Source organism: Erythrobacter sp. KY5 (genome assembly GCF_003264115.1).
Lineage (GTDB): Bacteria > Pseudomonadota > Alphaproteobacteria > Sphingomonadales > Sphingomonadaceae > Erythrobacter.
Genome location: NZ_CP021912.1, coordinates 2,010,425 through 2,029,506 on the forward strand (window position 1 = coordinate 2,010,425; position 19,082 = coordinate 2,029,506).

Genomic DNA, 19,082 nt, shown 5'->3' on the forward strand with positions numbered 1-19,082 from the left:
TCCTGCCCCCGATTTTATCCTAGCTCGTGAAGCGCAAAGTGGCCCATGTTGCAACAGCGCTTGCCGTGCCGGTCGCAAATGCTCCCCACATGATATCGATCACGCTGATCTTGGTCGCCCAAACCTTGAGAACAGCCTGACTTGTAAGGTCATATGTTGCGTAGCAAAGCGCGCCGAGAAGAACGCCATTGATGAGGGCGGTCATCACCTGTCCGCTCTCCAGACCCGGCTTAATCGCGAAATATGTCATTCCTGCGAGATAGAGAAAATAGAACACGGCTGCGGGTGCGGCACGGAATTCGTCGGCCATGATCTCGCCTATCACCGGGCGATAGAAGTTATCGCCCGCCCAGCGCAGCCAGAGTGCATCGAGCACGCCGAACACGACGGCAGCGCAGGCATAGGCGATCAGAAACTTGGTCATTAGAATTCTCTCTCGTACGAAGGTGGCCTTGACCGCGCCGATGCGCAGCGTCAATGCAAGAACCCATGGACGAGGGAACGGGTTCCGGATCGGAACAGATGCAAATCAATGAAATGAGTTTCGAGCAAGCTTTGGTCGCGCTCGAAGAGATTGTGACGCAGCTTGAGCGCGGCGATGTGCCGCTCGACAAGTCTATCGAACTTTACGAACGCGGAGAGCGGCTTCGCGCCGCCTGTCAGGATCGGCTCGACACGGCGCAGGCACGGATCGAGAAGATCGTTGCGGGCGCGGACGGCAAGCCTGCTGGCACCGCGCCTCTCGACGGGGACAACTGACATGGCCCTCGCAAGTGTCGAGAATGATCTGCTGGGCGATGCTCTCCACCGGGTACAGGGCGAGATTGATTCCGTATTCGACGCGTTCCTGCCTGTTCCGGATGATACAAGTGCCAGACTGGTCGAAGCCATGCGCTACGCTGCGATGGGCGGCGGTAAACGCGTTCGCCCGCTGCTGTTGGTAAGCACGGCGGAGCTGTACGGCGTAGATCGCACCGCAGCGCTCTGCGCCGCTGCCGCGGTCGAGGCGATCCATGTCTATTCGCTGATTCACGACGATCTGCCGTGCATGGATGATGACGACCTTCGCCACGGAAAGCCTACGGTGCACAAGGTCTATGACGATGCGACGGCGGTGCTGGCGGGCGATGCGCTTCACGCGCTCGCCTTCGAAATCCTCGCCGACAGCCAGACCAGCGCCGACCCCTTCGTTCGCAGCGAATTGATCGCAACGCTCGGAAAGGCGAGTGGCATGGGAGGCATGGCGGGCGGTCAGATGATGGACATGGTGGCCGATGAAGAAGGCGTCCAATACGACCTTCGCGCAATTACGCGCCTGCAACAGCTGAAAACCGGAGCGCTGCTGGCCGCGAGCGTGGAGATGGGTGCGATCCTGGGCAAAGTTGCGCCCGAGGGCCGCGCTCACCTGCGCGCCTATTCGCGCGATATCGGGCTTGCCTTCCAGATTGCAGACGACTTGCTCGATGTTGAAGGCGATGCCGACAAGGCTGGCAAGGCGCTGCGCAAGGATGACGAACAGGGCAAGCAGACGTTTGTCACGCTCATGGGCGTCGACAAGGCCCGCGAACAGGCCCGCGCGCTGGTCGATCAGGCAATCGCGCACCTCGCCAGCCATGGCAGCGAGGCGGACACGTTGCGCGCGCTGGCCCGGTTCATTGTCGAGCGGGATCGCTAGGAATACGGAGCCGGGCGAAAGAACCCGGCGTTTCATGAGGACGTTGCCATGACCAGCCGCATCGGGATTTATCCCGGCACATTCGACCCGATCACGCTTGGCCATGCCGACATCATTCGGCGCGGGTCCAAACTGGTCGACGAGCTCATCATCGGCGTGACCACCAACCCGTCGAAAAATCCCATGTTCTCGACCGATGAACGCTTCGCAATGGTAGAGCGGGAAGTCGCTGCCATGGGCCTCGAAAATGTCAGGGTGGTTGGCTTCAACGCGCTGCTCGTGAAATTCGCGCAGAAAGAGCGCGCAAACGTCATCATCCGTGGTCTGCGCGCCGTCGCCGACTTCGAATACGAATATCAAATGGCAGGCATGAACCAGCAGCTTGACGACGACATCGAGACCGTGTTTCTTATGGCGGACGTCTCGCTTCAACCGATTGCATCGAAGCTGGTAAAGGAAATCGCGCTTTATGGCGGTGACATCTCCCCCTTCGTCAGCGCACCGGTAAAGGACGAAGTGATCGCCCGCGTCGAGGAAGTCGGCCGCAAGGGCGATTATTAGAGCTGGTGAAGGCCGCACACTCATTCATTGAAGTGTCAGCCTGCCGCCGTTAGACGCATCAGCCATTCTGTTCTCAAACTTACGAAGGCCGCTCGGACCCGTGAAGGCACCCATGTTCAAGAAAACCCTCGGCTCGCTTGCCGCTATCGCAATTCTTTCGGCCTCGACTGCCGCCATCGCGCAGGAAGTTGACGAGGCGCTCAAGGATAATCGCGACGAAGGCGCTGTCGCAGAAGAAGTCGACTCGCGTACCTTTCCGCCGGTCGAGTTCGACGCGAGCGTAAAACCCGACAATGTCTGGGTGCTCGACCTGTCGAATGGCGAGCGGGTGAAGATCCGCCTCATGGAAGAATGGGCGCCCAAGCATGTCGAGCGCATCAAGACACTGACCAAGGAAGGATTTTACGATGGCGTGGTGTTCCACCGCGTTATCGATGGCTTCATGGCGCAGGGCGGTGACCCTACCGGCACGGGGCAGGGTGGCTCCCAGCTTCCCGACCTTGAGGAAGAGTTCAATCCCATGCCGCATGTTCGCGGAACCCTGTCGATGGCGCGCGCTTCTGACGACAACAGCGCGAACAGCCAGTTCTTCATCGTTTTCTATCCGCGTTTCAGCCTCGACAAGCGCTACACCAATCTTGGCCGCGTGATCGAAAACATGAAAGCCGTCGACGACATCAATCTTGGCGAACCGCCGCAGAACCCGACGCGCATCCTGCAGGCATCACTGGCGAGCGATAACAAGCCGCGCGTCACGGCGGCACCAGCGCCGCAGCCGGAACAGGATATCACGGCGGACCTGCTCAACGCCCCGCTCCAGTAAGGGCGCAACGATCTGGGTTATTCCCATTACCATGCGGCCTACGCCGCGCGCAGGGTTTACCAACCATAAGCTAAGCGACTATGGGCGCGGGCCATGCGCGTTGACCTGTTTGACTTCGAGCTTCCCCGGGAAAGAATAGCCCTCAGACCCGTGCGTCCGCGCGATGCTGCGCGCATGCTCTTGGTGCAGGGGGCGCAAGGCCCTCTTTGCGATCACGGCGTTTCAGATCTGCCAGACCTGCTTCAGCCGGGCGACGTGCTCGTCTTTAACGACACACGGGTGATACCCGCGCAGCTAGAAGGTCGGCGTGCGGGGGGAGATGCCAAGATCGGTGCGACCCTGCACAAGCGCATCGACCTTCGCCGATGGCAAGCCTTCATCCGCAACGCGAAGCGCGTGAAAGAGGGCGACCAACTGGTCTTTGGGGGCGGTGTCACCGTTATTGCTGAACAGCGTCACGGCGATGGCTCGATGACGCTCCTGTTCGAGGGTGCCGAGCCGGTGGAAGTCTTGCTCGACCGGGCCGGGACTATGCCGCTCCCGCCCTATATCGCCCAGCGACGCGGGGTCGATGACCAGGACCAGCGCGACTACCAGACGATGTTCGCGGCAGAGGATGGCGCGGTCGCAGCGCCTACGGCAAGCCTTCATTTCACGACAAAACTGGTTTCCGCGCTCGACAATGCGGGGATCAAGCGGGAGATGCTGACGCTACACGTTGGCGCGGGCACGTTTCTGCCGGTCAAGGCGGATGACACCGAAGATCACAAGATGCACTCCGAATTCGGGCGCATCAACGCCGGTACGGCTTCGCGCATCAATGCAGCGCGCGCGGCAGGTGGCCGGGTAATCGCTGTCGGAACGACTTCGTTGCGGCTTCTCGAAAGTGCAGCGGGCGAAGATGGCAAGTTGCGCGAATTTGCCGGTGACACGGACATTTTCATCACGCCGGGTTACAAGTTTCGCGTGGTCGACGGATTGATGACCAACTTTCATCTGCCGAAGTCCACTTTGATGATGCTTGTCAGCGCGCTCATGGGGCGCGAGCGTATGATGGAGGCGTACGAGCACGCGATCCGACAAAACTATCGTTTCTACTCGTATGGAGATTCTTCGCTGCTTCTACCTTGAGAGAGGGGCCAGCGTGCTTGCAATCGCGGCGTGCTGTGCCACATCGCGCATGATGAGCGAAACAATCCTTGAGATCAGCGGCCTTACCAAGGTCTATGCGGGCGGCACCAAAGCGCTCGACAATGTCGACCTGTCGATCCGCAAAGGAGAGATTTTCGCACTGCTCGGCCCCAACGGGGCGGGAAAGACGACGCTTATCGGGTCGGTCTGCGGCATCGTGCGGCCAAGCAGCGGAACGATCACGGCGTTCGGGCATGACCTTTCGAACGATTGGCGCAAGGCCCGTGCGCGTATCGGCCTAGTCCCTCAAGAGCTGTCGACCGACATGTTCGAAACGGTCTGGCGGGCGGTGTCCTATTCGCGCGGCCTTTTCGGCCATCCTCCAGACAAGGCGAGGATCGAGGAAGTGCTCCGTTCACTTTCGCTTTGGGAGAAGAAGGACAGCCAGATCCGTGAGTTGTCCGGCGGAATGAAGCGCCGCGTTCTCATCGCCAAGGCGCTGGCGCATGAACCTGAACTCCTGTTTCTGGACGAACCAACCGCTGGCGTCGACGTGGAGCTGCGCAAAGGCATGTGGGAGCAGATTGCGGCTCTGCGCGAACGCGGTACGACAATCATCCTCACCACTCATTACATCGAGGAAGCCGAATTGATGGCCGACCGGGTTGGCATCATCCGCGGCGGTAAGATCCTGATGGTCGATGACAAGGCGGCGATGATGCAGCGCATGGGAACAACCGAGGCCGTGTTCAAACTCGCAGAGCCTCTGTCCCAATTGCCGGACAGTATCGCGCGTTTTTCTGTGTTGCTCACCGAAGATGGGCGGGAGATTTGTTATCGCGGCGGCGATGGATCGGGCAGCGGAAGCGAGGAAGTCGCAGCACTTACAAAGGCCTTGATCGCAGCGGGAATCGATTATCGCGGGATCGACATCCACGATTCCTCGCTCGAAGACATCTTCGTCGATCTTGTCTCCGCGCGGGAAGAGGAGGCGGCGTGATGGCCTTCAACATTCGCGGCGCATGGTCGATCTATCAACGCGAGCTCATGCGCGCGCTTCGCACCGCCTTTCAGTCGATCCTTTCGCCGGTACTGACCACCTCGCTCTATTTCGTGGTGTTCGGGACAGTGATCGGCGGACGCATGGAACCGGTCGACGGGGTCGCGTATGGCGCTTTCATCATTCCGGGCTTGCTGATGTTGACCCTTCTGGGCGAGACCACCAGCAACTCGTCATTCGGTATCTACATGCCGCGCTTCACCGGAACCATTTACGAGCTTCTCTCCGCCCCTGTGGGCGTTGCGGAAACGTTGATCGGTTTCGTTGGGGCAGCAGCGACCAAGGGATTGATCCTTGCCGCGATTATCCTCGGCACGGCCACCCTGTTCGTCGATTATGAGATCAAATATCCGCTCGCCGCGATTGGATATATCATGCTGGTCGCTGCGAGCTTTTCGCTGTTCGGATTCATTCTCGGCATCTGGGCCGATAGCTTCGAAAAGCTCGGGATCATACCGCTACTGATCCTGACGCCGCTCACCTTTTTGGGGGGCACGTTCTACTCAATCGACGATCTGCCGGGGATATGGTCGACCATTGCCTACGCGAACCCCATCGCGTTTCTCGTCAGTGGCCTGCGCTGGACGTTCTATGGCACTTCTGATGTCTCGATCTGGGTATCGCTAAGCCTTACGCTTGGCTTCCTCGCATTGTGCACCGGGATCATTGCATTCATCTTCAAGACCGGTTGGCGGCTTCGTGAATGAGCATGGTGTGTTGCTGTGGCACCACACTTTCGTCAAATCGCTAGTGATACCCAGCCCGAAGGCGTCATATTCACTCGCGCGACAGAAATCCGATCCTAGTTCCTGAGTTGTCGCCCGACCCCCGTGAGCGACTTCAAAAGGAATAGAACAATGAAAAAACTGGCATATTGCGCGATTGCAGCTGCCTTCATGGCCACCCCCGGCGTTGTCTTCGCACAGGCTGAGGCGGCTGAGCCCTATGTGGGTCTCTCGGCAGGCTATCACGATCTCGGAGCCGACGATGACGACACGTTCGACATCGACGACACCGGTGCAATCTTCGGCGTTGTTGCCGGCGTCGACTTCCCCATCGGCCAGCAGGTCTTTGCAGGCGTCGAAGGCAACTACCACTTCGGCACCGACGCCATCGATTCCGAATACGGCGTTGCCGCCCGCCTCGGCATTCGCACTGGCGAGAATTCCAAGATTTTCGTGCGCGGCGGATATCAGGAAGTCGATCTTGACCTTGAAGCCATCCTCGACACCGAACTCCCCGACGGTTTCGAAGACAGCGACGGTGATTATCTCGTCGGCGTAGGCGGCGAATTCGGCTTTGGCGGCAGCAATGCGAGCATCCGTGTTGGCGTCGACACCATAGCGTTCGATTCCGTGCGCGGCACTGTTGGGGTCGTCTTCGGCTTCTGATCGCGACAGCAATTCAATCCAAGGCCCGGCGATGCAACCCATCGCCGGGCCTTTTCGTTTCGAAAGGCGCGCGGTGTTTCGTGGTGACACGGAGCCGATCGGCAGCTAGCGCGACCGACCATGAGCCAACGCTTCTCCTTCGAACTTAAGGCCACCGATGGCCGCGCACGCACGGGTAAAATCCAGATGCTGCGCGGTGAAATCCGCACGCCCGCTTTCATGCCGGTCGGAACGGCAGCAACCGTAAAGGCGATGAAGCCCGAGGCGGTGCGCGCGCTTGGCGCGGACATTATTCTGGGCAACACCTATCACCTGATGCTGCGCCCCGGAGCAGAGCGCGTGGCGCGGCTTGGCGGGCTACACAACTTCATGCGCTGGGATCGCCCGATCCTGACCGATAGCGGGGGGTATCAGGTGATGAGCCTGTCGGACCTGCGCAAGCTTACCGAAAAAGGTGTCGAGTTTCGCAGCCATATTGACGGCTCGAAACATATGCTCACGCCAGAGCGTTCGATGGAAATACAGCGGCTGCTCGGCTCTGACATCGTCATGGCGTTCGACGAATGCCCTCGCGCCGACCGCCCGCGCGACGAGATCGCGGCCTCGATGGAGCTTTCCATGCGTTGGGCAAAACGCAGCCGCGATGCCTTCGACAGCGGCGAAGAGCACGCCGCGCGTTCTGCCCTGTTCGGTATCCAGCAGGGGGCGCTTGACGAAGATTTGCGCCGGATCAGCGCCGACAAGCTCACCGATATCGGTTTTGACGGATACGCGGTGGGTGGCCTGGCAGTGGGTGAGGGGCAGGAGGCGATGTTCGGTGTTCTCGACTATGCGCCCGGCATGCTGCCCGCCGATCGCCCACGCTATCTGATGGGTGTTGGCAAGCCCGACGATCTGGTTGGAGCGGTTGAGCGCGGAATTGATATGTTCGATTGCGTTCTTCCCACGCGCTCCGGACGAAATGGACAGGCCTTCACATGGAACGGCCCGTTAAATCTTCGCAATGCGCGGTTTGCGGAAGATCAGGAGCCGCTTGACGAAACATCGACCTGTTCCGCGTCGCGCGACTATTCGAAAGCGTATCTGCATCACCTCATCAAATCGGGCGAAATGCTGGGCGCGATGCTTCTGACAGAGCACAATCTGGCGTTCTACCAATCGTTGATGCAGGCCATGCGTACTGCAATTTCCGAACAGCGTTTCGATAGTTTCGCTGCCGAATTCCGACGCAACTATCTGAGGAATTGATCCGGCAGGCGTTTGACTTGCCACGCACGCAATGTATTCTCTTTGTCGTCGCAGAGGGGATCATAACTTCATGAAAACGTGGAATTGTCGCGTCATGGGTGCCATGGCGCTGGCAGCATTGGCATTTGTGCCCGGAACCGGAACGGCGGTCGCACAGGGGCAATCCGAAGATAGCGCTGAAAAACTGGCCGAGCGATTTGGCACGCGTTCTTCCGTGCTCGATGTGAGCCTATCGCCTTCGGGCTCGAAGCTCGCCTGGATTGCGCCGGGAGCCAATCACACAGAGGTGCTCAACGTCTTCGACCTCGATGGTGACGGCGGCATCAAGCAGATCGCATCAAATTCAGAAAGAATCGGCGATCTTGAATATTGTGAATGGGCAACAGACACGCGTCTGATCTGCGAAGTCGTGGGGATGACGCGAACCGCCGACAATGTTCTCATCCCTTTCAGCCGCATGTTCGCGATCAATTCTGACGGTTCCGATCCCCTCGCAATGAACCGCCGCCAGAGATCGCGCGCGCTGGGTTTCAATCAGTATGGCGGCGATGTGGTTGCCCTTGATGTGGCGGGTGAAGAGGGAGAGATCCTCATTACCCGCAATTACATACCCGAACGCCAGCTCGGCACGCGAATGGCCAATCAGAAAGACGGGTTGGGCGTTGACCGCTTCGACGTGGTCGACGGCAAGCGAAAGCCGGCAGAAGCGCCTGATGAACGGGCGACATCGTACCTTGCCGATGAGAACGGTGCCTTGCGTCTCAAGGTTCGCTCGCTTGTTGATGGGACGGGCTTACTCACCGGGGAACGGGTCTTCATGGTGCGCGCGCCCGACGAATCGGGTTGGAGCAGGCTCGGCGATGTTACCTTGGATGGCCAGACCATTTCCGGCTTTTCTCCGGTGGCCGTCGATGCGCGAAGCAACACCGTCTTCGCCTATATCAATGTCGACGGATATCGGTCCGTGATCCAGATCCCGCTCGATGGCAGCGGAACGGCAAAGCTTGTGGCGGGCCGCGACGATGTCGATGTCGATCGCCTCATCCGCATTGGACGCCAGCGCCGCGTTGTCGGTGTAAGCTATGCGACTGAAAAGCGTTCGGTTGAATATTTCGACGAAGAGCTCGCATCTCTCGCAGTTGGCCTTGGCAATGCGCTTCCAAATCAACCTCTGATCAACATTGCCGGAGCGAACACGGACGAAAGCCGTCTTCTGATCATCGCTTCGTCCGATACCGATCCCGGCACCGTGTATCTCTATGACAAAGGGACGCGGCAGCTGGAGGTGCTTCTCGCCATGCGAGACTTCCTGGTCGATCACCCGATGGGTTCGATGAAGCCGATCAGCTATCCGGCAAAGGACGGCACCGAGATTCCCGGATACCTCACCCTGCCTGCAGGGTCAGAGGGTGAGAACCTACCGGCAATCGTCCTGCCACACGGCGGACCGGCTGCGCGCGATTTCTGGGGTTTTGACTGGCTGGTCCAGTTCTTCACCGCACGCGGCTATGCGGTCATGCAGCCCAATTACCGCGGGTCTTCGGGCTATGGCGAAGCCTGGTTTGGCCGGAACGGTTATCAAGCCTGGGACGTAGCGATTGGGGATGTGAATGACGCCGGACGATGGATGGTGTCGCAGGGGATTGCCGATCCGGAGAAGCTTGCCATCGTTGGTTGGTCCTACGGCGGGTATGCAGCGCTACTGTCGCAGGTTACAGCGCCCGACCTGTTCAAGGCGGTCGTGGCTGTTGCGCCTGTAACGGACCTTGAGTTTCTGCGCGATGACGCGCGCAACTACACCAACTTCCGTTTCCGCGATCGACAGCTTGGCACAGGTCCCCACATCGCAGCCGGCAGCCCACGCCGCCACGCAACCCGCTTCTCTGCCCCGGTCGCGCTGTTTCACGGTGACCTGGACCTCAATGTAAGCGTTCGTCATTCGCGCTCGATGGCTGATGCTCTGAGGGACGAGGGCAAGCAAGTTCAGTATGTCGAGTTTGAGGAGCTCCAGCATGACCTCGGGGACAACAAGGCGCGAAGCGAGATGCTGGCTTCAATCGACGAATTTCTGACCGACGCACTGTCTCGCTGAAACTTTGCCTCGGCGACCTCTCGACAAACGCGTTGCTTCGGGCCAATGGCGCTTGCATGAGTGATTTCACTGCAAAACTGCCCGATGATTGCGAAACGATGGTCGATGTCCGCGAGGGCGTCGATGCGACCGATCGCGCGCTGGTCGAGTTGCTGGATCGCCGGTTCGGCTACATGCGCGCGGCCGCGCGGATCAAGCCGACGCGCGATGACGTGCGTGATGAGGAGCGCAAGGCCAGCGTCATCAACGCAGCCGTCGCCGACGCCGAGACGCGCGGAATTCCAGGCAATGTGATCGCCGATATCTGGGAGCGGCTAGTCGAAGGGTCGATCGCGTACGAATTCGTCGAATGGGATCGCACCCGCGACTAAGCCTTTGTGCGATTGAGGAAACGCTCAAGCCGAGCTTCCTTCTTGTCCGGATTGGTCTGGCGGATCGTACGCGCAAGCTTTTCGATTTTCGCTGCCCACTTGTCAGCATGCTTTTCCGCGCCGCCAAATTTCACTTGTCCTAACGGCAAGATACGGACCGGCTTCATTCCGCAAAACTCAAGCACCTGCTTTTTCCAGCGGTGGATGATTGAATTGCCGTAAAGCAGCCGCAGGGCGAAGGGCGGCGTATCCATTGTGATGATTACGTCAGCTGAACGACCTGCCATGTTGCGGTCCCACCACGTGTCATTGTCGTGATAGCTAAAGGTGAATCCGGGCAACATGACCCTGTCGAGCAAACCTTTGAGAAGCGCAGGTTCCGCACCCCACCACATCGGAAAACAGAATACGACATGATCGCACGCGTCGAGGCGTTCGGCGAAGTGCGCAAGATCGGGCTCCCAGTTGGTTCGCTTGCGATAACCGTGCCTGAGGTTGGGATTGAATTCCATGTCACGCACGGCGATGCGGTGAATTTCGCAGTTCGCCGGTATAGCCGCTTGGTAGAGATCGAGGAGGTGCGAGCAGTAGCGGTCGGTATCGGGATGGCCGTCAACTAGCAGGATGTTCATTCGATGATCCCCTATCAGATTATCCCCGCTTGCCTCGCTTGACCGCAAATGAAAAGGGCAGCTCCCGAAGGAGCTGCCCGTTTCCGTTGTCTATGAGCTCGCGGCTATTAGCGCGAGTAGAACTCGACCACGAGGTTCGGTTCCATGGTGACCGGGTAGGGCACTTCGTCGAGCTTCGGCACGCGGGTGAACTGAACCTTGTCGTTGCCGTCGGGCGCGACATAGTCGGGAATTTCACGCTCAGGCAGGCTCTGCGCTTCGATGACGAGAGCCATTTCCTTGGCCTTGTTGCCGAGGCTGATGACGTCGCCAACATCGCAGCGACGCGATGCAATGTTGCACTTCACGCCGTTCACATAAATGTGGCCGTGCGAAACGATCTGACGTGCGGCGAAGATCGTCGGAGCGAACTTGGCACGGTACACGATCATGTCGAGGCGACGCTCAAGCAGGCCGATCAGGTTCTGGCCGGTGTCACCCTTCATGCGGGTGGCGTCCTTGTAGGTCGAGCGGAACTGCTTCTCGGTAACGTCGCCATAATAACCCTTGAGCTTCTGCTTGGCGCGCAGCTGCAGGCCGAAGTCGCTCATCTTACTCTTGCGACGCTGACCGTGCTGGCCGGGGCCGTAGGAACGCTTGTTTACGGGGCTGTTGGGGCGACCCCAGATGTTTTCACCCATCCGGCGGTCGAGTTTGTACTTGGCGCTCTTGCGCTTCGACATAAGTCTTTCCTTCAATCTAGCTGGACCAACCGATTGCTGGCCATTCAACCCGGCATCGCTCCGTCAACCATATCGGTTGGCGCGGCCACCGCTTCACCGGGGTGCGGGGCCAAAATGCGAAGGCGCGCCAATAGCATCATCGGCGCGCCAGTCAAGCTTTGTGAAGCGTCTAACTGCCGCGTCGATCAGTTGCCAGAATTGAACCGGCGCCATTCGGCTTTGGTCATGCAGACACGGGTCGGGCGACGGCTCGCGGCATCGAGCCGGACCCGGCGGCAAATGCGCTCTGCCTCTTCAGGCTCTTCTTCGACCTGCGGCGCAGCCGGTGCGGGAGCAGGGGCGTCAGCGGGACTCGACTGAGCCGCTTCGTCAGCAGGTTCACTATCCTGTTGCTCAACCTGCGTTTCGGTTACGGTCGGTGCCGTTTCCTGAGCCGGCTCATCGGCAGATGCGGACGCGGCGAATACCAGCGCGACCGCGGCGAGCGGGAGGGTGAGCTTCATCAAAATCTCATTGAAGTTTAGAGGGTTTGCAATGGCTAACCGCGCTCAGCTTGCTTGTCCACCGTCATTCGGGGGATCGCTGGACGACACAAAGGGGCAAATCACTCTGGGTCGCGGCGCGGGCGTTCAAGCGTGCTTAGAATGCCGCGCAATGTGCGCACTTCCAGATGGTTCCAGCCGGGTTTGGTGAGCACGCTGCGCAACGTGCGCGCGGTTGCCTCTCTTCGGCTTTCGGGAAGGAAATAGCCGCGAGGATCGAGCAGCTTCTCAAAATGGCCGATCAATCCTTCCAGATCGTCCTGTGGGGCAGGGGGCAGGAGTTTGTCTTCGGCAGTGGGCTGGACGAGATCCCCCATGGGGTCCTCAAGTTCGCGGCCTATCCGGGACCACTCATATGCGCACAGGATGACCGCCTGCGCGAGGTTGAGAGAGCCGAACTCGGGATTGATCGGGACGGTCAGGATATGCCGGGCGAGCGCCACATCCTCCGTTTCAAGACCCGATGCCTCACGCCCAAACAGGATCGCATGGCGTCCGGGTTCAGCATGGACCAAACGTGCCGCCCCGTCCGCGCCCACGACCGGCTTGGTCACACCGCGCTTGCGCACGGTCGTAGCGTAGACATGCTCGCAATCTGCGACGGCTTCGGCGGTGCTTGAATAGATTTTGGCCTCGTCGAGCACGATGTCGGCACCCGCTGCTGCCGGGCCAGCCGAAGGGTTTGGCCAGCCATCACGCGGGTTCACGATGCGCATTTCGGTCAGCCCGAAGTTCAGCATCGCTCGAGCGGCTTTCCCGATATTCTCACCAAGCTGGGGGCGGACAAGTACGATGATAGGCTTGTTCGCCATGCTCAGTCTTTCGCTGCTTCCTGTACGGAGCTGGCGAATTCTTCGAAATCGCGAGCTTCGGAAAAGTCGCGATAGACGCTCGCGAAGCGGATGTAGGCGACCGAGTCGATCTGTTTCAGCCCTTCCATAACCATTTCACCGATGCGGGCAGAAGGTACTTCGGCTTCCCCGGCGGTTTCGACCTGACGCTGAATGCCGGACACAAGCTGGTCGATGCGTTCCTGCGATACATCACGTTTGCGACAGGCGAGCGCGACTGAGCGTTCGAGCTTGGAGCGGTCGAAAGCCTCTCGACGCTCCTCGCCCTTGTCGCCCGACTTCACGATGGTGACTTCGCGCAGCTGCACGCGTTCGAAGGTGGTGAAACGGGCTCCACAAGATGAACATTGCCGGCGCCGCCTGATCGAGGTGTTGTCCTCGGTCGGGCGGCTGTCCTTCACCTGGGTATCTTCGTGGGCGCAGAACGGGCAGCGCATGTCGGTTATGAACTCGCTTGATTACCGTCCCGGATAGACCGGGAAGTCTGCGCAAAGCTTGGCGACTTCGCCGCGAACCTGCTCTTCGATTTGTGCATCGCCTTCGGGTCCATTCTTGGAAAGGCCATCGACTACGCGCGCGATCAGCTCTCCGACCTTGCGGAATTCGACCGGGCCAAAGCCGCGGGTGGTGCCCGCAGGCGTACCGAGACGGATGCCGCTCGTGACGAAAGGAGATCGGGTGTCGAAGGGAATGCCGTTCTTGTTGCAAGTCAGCCAGGCGCGGTCGAGACCTGCCTCTGCCGCCTTACCGGTCACGTCCTTGGCAGTCAGATCGACCAGCATCGAGTGGTTGTCGGTCCCGCCCGAGACGATGCGCAGCCCATTCTCTTCAAGGCTTGCAGCCAACGCGCGAGCGTTCTCAACTATGCGGTGCGCATAGGTCTTGAACTCAGGCTGGAGAGCTTCGCGAAAGGCGACAGCCTTCGCCGCCACGACGTGCATCAGAGGACCGCCCTGAAGGCCGGGGAAAACCGCCATATTGAGCGGCTTGGTGTACTTTTCGTCGTTCCACAAGATGATGCCCGAACGCGGCCCGCGCAGGCTCTTGTGGGTTGTCGAGGTGACGATATCGCAATGCGGGAAGGGCGAGGGGTGCGCGCCGCCAGCGACGAGGCCCGAAATGTGGCTCATGTCGCAAAGGAGGATCGCGCCAACCTCGTCCGCAATTTCGCGGAATGCGGCAAAATCCCAGACGCGCGAATAGGCAGTGCCGCCGCAGATGATGAGCTTGGGGCTATGCTCGCGAGCGGTCGCGGCGACCGCTTCCATGTCGATAAGCTCGTCGCCTTCAGTGACGCCATAGCTGACCGGATTGAACCACTTGCCGCTCATGTTAACCGGCGAACCGTGAGTGAGGTGACCGCCCGAATTGAGGTCGAGACCCATGAAGGTGTCGCCCGGCTCAAGCATTGCCAAAAACACTGCCTGATTCATCTGGCTACCGCTGTTCGGCTGCACGTTGGCGAAGTTGCATCCGAACAGCTGCTTTGCTCGTTCGATAGCGAGGGTTTCGACTACGTCAGCATAGTCGCAGCCGCCATAGTAACGCTTGCCCGGATAGCCCTCGGCATATTTGTTGGTGAAGACGCTACCGGTCGCCTCAAGCACCGCAGTCGAAGCGATGTTTTCAGAGGCGATAAGTTCGATCTTATCCTGCTGGCGCTTCAGCTCCTTTCCGATTGCCTCGGCAATTTCAGGGTCGGACGTGGCAAGATCGTCATGCCAGAAACCGTGCATCGGATCGGTGGAATGGTCAGGCTGCGTGCTCATTGGTGGGTCTCGATATGGTCGGGAGAGGTCGGCGGATTACCGAGCTTGGCAACTCGGCGCTGGTGACGGCCGGCAGGATCGCCTTCGTCAGCAAATTCGGTGTTGAGAAACGTAGCTACGCAAGACTTCGCCATTTCGATGCCGGTCAGCCGCGCACCCAGTGCAATACAATTTGCATTGTTGTGCTCGCGGGCCAGCGCTGCCGAGAGCGGCTCTGATACGAGAGCGCAGCGAAGCGCCGGGTGACGATTGACGCTGATCGATATGCCGATACCAGAACCGCACAGCGCAATTCCGTACTGTGCGGTACCGTCCGCCACGACTTCGGCCAGTTTGTATCCGTAGTCGGGATAATCGACGCTCTCCCCCTCATCCGGGCCGAGATCGGCGACTTCGTGGCCTTCGTCCATCAACCATTCGGCCAGGCTTGCCTTGAGATCGGTGGCGGCGTGATCTGATGCAATGGCTATACGCATTCGCGCTACATAGTCGTGGCAAGCCCGCGACTCCACCCCGCGCATGACGCTTTTCGACGTATCAGAGCGTCGAGATGCGGATTTGCCGCATCGAGCGGTCCGCCGGCCCCTTGTGCCATGGCACATAGTGAGCCATTTCATGCCGATGCGCGTCATTTGGACTCTTCGACTTTGCGCCGCTCTCTCGATGCCAGCATGGGAGACCTTGGCGGCCGATCCCGGTACGCAGGCTGAACGTGTATCGCGCGCGTCATCGCTCGAACAGGGCTACGGTGCGGTCGTCATCTCAATTCGCAGCGAGATCTATCTCGATGAGCCGCTGGATGTCTTTTTCCTACGCGAGGGGGGTGATGTTTCGACGAACGACGATGTTGTCCGGTTCGAACGAAAGCAGGGCTTGATCGCCTTCGGGAACGACACACTCAAATACAAGGTGCGCGCTTATCAGATACCGCCCGGAACCTATCGTCTGGTTGCTCACGGAATGGAGTGCCCGAAAGTTCCCGCCGAAGACGAACGTTGTTTGATTGATGCGCCCGGGCTCTTCGGGCGTGAGGAAATCTCTCGCCCAAGTCGCGGATATGGCGGGCTTGCCCCGACATTCGAGGTAAGGGCGGGCGCTGTCACTTTCGCAGGCGATTTCGCGCTGACATCGCGCAACACCATCGAATGGTCCGAACTGCCGGATGAAGAGCTTCGCGCGGTGCAGCGGCGCTTCTCAAGTCTTGCGCAAGCCCCGGAGCCGACCATTCCGGAGCAATTCCGGTTGAAATACGGGCTGTTCCCGCGCAGTTATGAGGATGACTTGAACCGGCGTTACTAAGGCTGCCCGGTTATTTCGCCTTTTTGGCTTTCTTGACTGCCTTGTTCAGCCACTTCCACAGGGCCTCGATCTCCTTTGCCGCTTTGCCCTCCGGATCGATTTCCGCTGCGGTCTCTCCCTTGGCAGAGGAGCGGTGAAACGCTGCACGATCCCCCAGTTCGACCGGGCACACTGCAAGCTTCATGTCTTTCGCGGTGCTTTTCGCTTCCTCGGTCAAGACTGTAGCCCCTGAAGGAACGGCGTTGAGGACCACAAAGGCGGGCGTTTCTGCGAAACTGACGAGATCTGCGATCGGCTCGAGCGCGGCCAGATCAAAGGCGCGGGGCTTGGTCGGGATAAGGACGATATCGGCCGCCTTGATCGCTTCGCGCGCGGCGGCATCGGCATGGGGCGGTGTGTCGATGACGATAAAGTCGACGCCGTTCTTCTTGGCGCTCTCAATCGTGCGTGTGAGACGGGCGGGGGGAGCGGTGACCACGACCGGAAGAAAGTCCCCGCGCCAATCGCTCCAAGTGGCGGCGGTTGCTTGCGGATCGGTGTCGATCACACAGCTTTCATGCTTCGCCACAGCGGCGCGCGTTGCAAGGTGAACCGCGAGGGTGGTTTTTCCCGAGCCGCCCTTCTGGCTGGCGATTGCGATAATTGTCGTCATGCACGAACCCCGAATTGCTGCGCTGCACAATAGTTAGAGCAAACGGGTGCACTTGGCGAGAGCCAGTTTCCACAGACGAACAGCGAGCGTTGCGGCAGGGCGCCAGAAAAGGCCGGCTTTGACGAATACGAAAGCTGCCTCGAAACGGAGTGTCGCGAGGCAGCCTTTCGTGATTACTGATCGAGGAAAGAACGCATCTTTCGGCTGCGGCTCGGGTGCTTGAGCTTGCGCAGCGCTTTGGCTTCGATCTGACGGATACGTTCGCGCGTCACCGAGAACTGCTGACCGACCTCTTCTAGAGTGTGGTCGGTGTTCATCCCGATGCCGAAACGCATACGCAGCACGCGCTCTTCACGCGGGGTGAGTGATGCAAGGACGCGGGTGACGGTTTCCTTGAGGTTTGCCTGAATCGCGGCATCGACCGGGATCACGGCGTTTTTGTCCTCGATGAAATCGCCCAGATGCGAATCTTCCTCGTCGCCGATGGGCGTTTCGAGGCTGATCGGTTCCTTGGCGATCTTCATCACCTTGCGCACTTTCTCAAGCGGCATCGAAAGACGCGCGGCCATCTCTTCCGGGGTCGGCTCGCGGCCTTCCTCGTGGAGGAACTGGCGCGAGGTGCGAACAAGCTTGTTGATCGTCTCGATCATGTGGACCGGAATACGGATCGTGCGCGCCTGGTCCGCGATCGAGCGGGTTATGGCCTGACGGATCCACCATGTCGCGTAGGTCGAGAATTTATAGCCGCGGCGGTACTCGAATTTGTCGACCGCTTTCATGAGGCCGATATTGCCTTCCTGAATGAGGTCAAGGAACTGCAACCCGCGGTTGGTGTATTTCTTCGCGATGGAAATCACGAGGCGCAGGTTCGCCTCGACCATTTCCTTCTTCGCGATACGCGCTTCGCGCTCGCCTTTTTGCACCATGTTGACGATGCGGCGAAATTCGGGAAGCGCCATGCCGGTTTGTGCGGCGATGTCGGCGATCTCGGTGCGGATACGCTCGATCGCGTCCTCTTCCTTCTCGGCGAAGGCGGCCCACTTCTTGTCTTTCTTGGCGTTCGCAGCAATCCAGCCGTCGTCAAGCTCGTTGCCGACATACGACTTTAGGAAGTCGATACGCTTGATCTTGTGACGTTCGGCAAGTCGCAGCATCTGACCGCCCAAGGCGGTCAGGCGGCGATTGAAGGCGTAGAGGTTATCGACCAGGAATTCGATCTTGGTCGCGTGGAACTGGACGCTTTCGACCTCGGCGGTCAGCTCTTCAGAGAGCTTCTCGTACTTGTTTTCCTTTGCCTTCGGGAATTCGTTACCTGCCGCGAGCGTTTCAACGCGTTCTGCCTGCAATTTTTCGAATGTCTTGAAGAGCTTGGTGATGCGAGCGAAGCGCTCAATCGCATCAGGTTTCAGGGCAGCTTCCATCTGAGCGAGGCTGAGAGTGTTGTCTTCCTCTTCCTCGTCTTCCTTTTTGGAAGAACCTTCCTCACCGTCTTCACCCTCTTCGCTCTCATCCGAATCGTCGTCGTCATCGTCGCGAATGGTCGGACCGGCGGTCTCTTCTGAGATCTCACCGTCATCGTCTTCGTTCTCTTCCTCCATCTTGTCAGGCGGAGGTTCCTTCGAAAGCATCGCGTCAAGATCGAGAATCTCGCGCAGCTGCATGTCTTCGGAATTGAGCGCTTCGGACCACTGAATGATCGCGTGGAAAGTGATCGGGCTTTCGCAAAGGCCCATGATCATCATGTCGCGGCCAGCTTCGATACGCTTGGCGATAGCGATTTCGCCCTCGCGGCTGAGCAGCTCTACCGCGCCCATTTCGCGCAGATACATGCGCACCGGGTCATCGGTGCGTTCACCGGTGCCGGTCTTTTTCGCGGCAGGCTTGGCAGCGGCCTTGGTGTCTTTCTTCTTTTCGGCTTCGCCTTCGACCGACATTTCCTCGACTTCGGCTTCCTGCTCGGCCTCGGCCTCGGCTTCCTCGTCGTTCTCGACGATCTGAACGCCCATTTCGGAAAGCGCTGTCTGGATGTCTTCGATCTGGTCGGGGCTCATCTCGCCCGATGGCAAGGCGGCGTTGAGCTCATCATATGTGATGTACCCCTTTTTCTTTGCCTTGCTCATAAGCTTCTTAACGGAAGCTTCGTTGAGATCGATCAGCGGTGCGTCGTCTTTGTCGGCGGCTTTAGCAGTCGAGGCCATACAAATCTGTCAATCCATTATCCGGCAACCTCGTTTGAGTGAGGCCGCGTAAGGTTTAATCCCAC

At 59.2% G+C, this 19,082-nt stretch carries 22 protein-coding genes; 12 read left to right on the forward strand and 10 right to left on the reverse strand.

Annotated elements, in window-relative coordinates:
• Nucleotides 1-19: 19 nt before the first annotated feature.
• Complete coding sequence (locus CD351_RS09470; protein WP_111993687.1) at nt 20-424, reverse strand: DUF2177 family protein; 405 nt, start codon at nt 422-424, stop codon at nt 20-22.
• Nucleotides 425-489: 65 nt separating this feature from the next.
• Here CD351_RS09470 and CD351_RS09475 point away from each other — a divergent pair, with 65 nt between their 5' ends.
• From CD351_RS09475 to CD351_RS09525, 11 genes are all read left to right on the forward strand, one after another.
• Nucleotides 490-759 carry an exodeoxyribonuclease VII small subunit gene (locus CD351_RS09475; RefSeq protein WP_111993688.1) on the forward strand — a complete coding sequence of 90 codons (270 nt, stop codon included), beginning with the start codon at nt 490-492 and terminating at the stop codon, nt 757-759.
• Between the two features lies 1 nt (nt 760).
• Nucleotides 761-1,675: a polyprenyl synthetase family protein gene (locus CD351_RS09480; protein ID WP_111992424.1), complete on the forward strand. Its 915-nt coding sequence runs from the start codon at nt 761-763 to the stop codon at nt 1,673-1,675.
• A 48-nt stretch (nt 1,676-1,723) separates the two neighbouring features.
• Entirely contained in the window at nt 1,724-2,236 is a 513-nt protein-coding gene (gene coaD / locus CD351_RS09485; RefSeq protein ID WP_111992425.1) for a pantetheine-phosphate adenylyltransferase, read from the forward strand.
• Nucleotides 2,237-2,348: 112 nt separating this feature from the next.
• Nucleotides 2,349-3,059: a peptidylprolyl isomerase gene (locus tag CD351_RS09490; RefSeq protein ID WP_111993689.1), complete on the forward strand. Its 711-nt coding sequence runs from the start codon at nt 2,349-2,351 to the stop codon at nt 3,057-3,059.
• A gap of 93 nt (nt 3,060-3,152) precedes the next feature.
• Nucleotides 3,153-4,190 (forward strand): tRNA preQ1(34) S-adenosylmethionine ribosyltransferase-isomerase QueA, encoded by a 1,038-nt coding sequence (gene queA / locus CD351_RS09495; protein ID WP_111992426.1) that lies wholly within the window; start codon nt 3,153-3,155, stop codon nt 4,188-4,190.
• Nucleotides 4,191-4,242: 52 nt separating this feature from the next.
• Complete coding sequence (locus CD351_RS09500; protein ID WP_111993690.1) at nt 4,243-5,190, forward strand: ABC transporter ATP-binding protein; 948 nt, start codon at nt 4,243-4,245, stop codon at nt 5,188-5,190.
• A complete protein-coding gene (locus tag CD351_RS09505) occupies nt 5,190-5,957 on the forward strand; it encodes an ABC transporter permease (protein ID WP_174214263.1) in 768 nt (255 codons plus the stop codon). Before CD351_RS09500 ends, CD351_RS09505 begins: the two co-directional genes overlap by 1 nt.
• A 150-nt stretch (nt 5,958-6,107) precedes the next feature.
• Nucleotides 6,108-6,641, forward strand: coding sequence for an outer membrane beta-barrel protein (locus CD351_RS09510; RefSeq protein WP_111992428.1), 534 nt, complete (start codon nt 6,108-6,110; stop codon nt 6,639-6,641).
• 120 nt (nt 6,642-6,761) lie between these two features.
• Entirely contained in the window at nt 6,762-7,889 is a 1,128-nt protein-coding gene (gene tgt, locus CD351_RS09515; RefSeq protein WP_111992429.1) for a tRNA guanosine(34) transglycosylase Tgt, read from the forward strand.
• Between the two features lie 70 nt (nt 7,890-7,959).
• A complete protein-coding gene (locus CD351_RS09520) occupies nt 7,960-9,981 on the forward strand; it encodes a S9 family peptidase (protein ID WP_162627678.1) in 2,022 nt (673 codons plus the stop codon).
• A 56-nt stretch (nt 9,982-10,037) separates the two neighbouring features.
• On the forward strand, nt 10,038-10,352 hold the full coding sequence (locus tag CD351_RS09525; RefSeq protein ID WP_111992431.1) for a chorismate mutase: 315 nt from the start codon (nt 10,038-10,040) through the stop codon (nt 10,350-10,352).
• Here CD351_RS09525 and CD351_RS09530 read toward each other — a convergent pair.
• The 7 genes from CD351_RS09530 to CD351_RS09560 all read right to left on the reverse strand — a co-directional run bounded on the left by CD351_RS09530 (nt 10,349) and on the right by CD351_RS09560 (nt 15,344).
• A complete protein-coding gene (locus tag CD351_RS09530; protein ID WP_111992432.1) occupies nt 10,349-10,984 on the reverse strand; it encodes an NAD(P)H-dependent oxidoreductase in 636 nt (211 codons plus the stop codon). The two genes, CD351_RS09525 and CD351_RS09530, sit on opposite strands and share 4 nt — an antisense overlap.
• A 107-nt stretch (nt 10,985-11,091) precedes the next feature.
• A complete protein-coding gene (gene rpsD / locus CD351_RS09535) occupies nt 11,092-11,706 on the reverse strand; it encodes a 30S ribosomal protein S4 (protein ID WP_007164105.1) in 615 nt (204 codons plus the stop codon).
• A 185-nt stretch (nt 11,707-11,891) separates the two neighbouring features.
• Entirely contained in the window at nt 11,892-12,209 is a 318-nt protein-coding gene (locus tag CD351_RS09540; protein ID WP_111992433.1) for a hypothetical protein, read from the reverse strand.
• A 101-nt stretch (nt 12,210-12,310) separates the two neighbouring features.
• Nucleotides 12,311-13,060: an RNA methyltransferase gene (locus tag CD351_RS09545; RefSeq protein ID WP_111992434.1), complete on the reverse strand. Its 750-nt coding sequence runs from the start codon at nt 13,058-13,060 to the stop codon at nt 12,311-12,313.
• 2 nt (nt 13,061-13,062) lie between these two features.
• Nucleotides 13,063-13,536 (reverse strand): transcriptional regulator NrdR, encoded by a 474-nt coding sequence (gene nrdR / locus CD351_RS09550; RefSeq protein WP_111992435.1) that lies wholly within the window; start codon nt 13,534-13,536, stop codon nt 13,063-13,065.
• Between the two features lie 21 nt (nt 13,537-13,557).
• Nucleotides 13,558-14,868 (reverse strand): serine hydroxymethyltransferase, encoded by a 1,311-nt coding sequence (gene glyA, locus CD351_RS09555; protein ID WP_111992436.1) that lies wholly within the window; start codon nt 14,866-14,868, stop codon nt 13,558-13,560.
• A complete protein-coding gene (locus CD351_RS09560; RefSeq protein WP_111992437.1) occupies nt 14,865-15,344 on the reverse strand; it encodes an RpiB/LacA/LacB family sugar-phosphate isomerase in 480 nt (159 codons plus the stop codon). Before CD351_RS09560 ends, glyA begins: the two co-directional genes overlap by 4 nt.
• Nucleotides 15,345-15,549: 205 nt before the next feature.
• On the opposite strand from CD351_RS09560, the gene CD351_RS09565 reads away from it, so the two are divergent.
• Complete coding sequence (locus CD351_RS09565; protein WP_162627679.1) at nt 15,550-16,167, forward strand: hypothetical protein; 618 nt, start codon at nt 15,550-15,552, stop codon at nt 16,165-16,167.
• A gap of 10 nt (nt 16,168-16,177) precedes the next feature.
• Here the strand turns inward: CD351_RS09565 and parA are convergent, their stop codons facing one another.
• Nucleotides 16,178-16,819 carry a ParA family partition ATPase gene (gene parA / locus CD351_RS09570; protein WP_111992439.1) on the reverse strand — a complete coding sequence of 214 codons (642 nt, stop codon included), beginning with the start codon at nt 16,817-16,819 and terminating at the stop codon, nt 16,178-16,180.
• Nucleotides 16,820-16,992: 173 nt separating this feature from the next.
• Nucleotides 16,993-19,017, reverse strand: coding sequence for an RNA polymerase sigma factor RpoD (gene rpoD, locus CD351_RS09575; RefSeq protein ID WP_111992440.1), 2,025 nt, complete (start codon nt 19,015-19,017; stop codon nt 16,993-16,995).
• Nucleotides 19,018-19,082 lie beyond the last annotated feature (65 nt).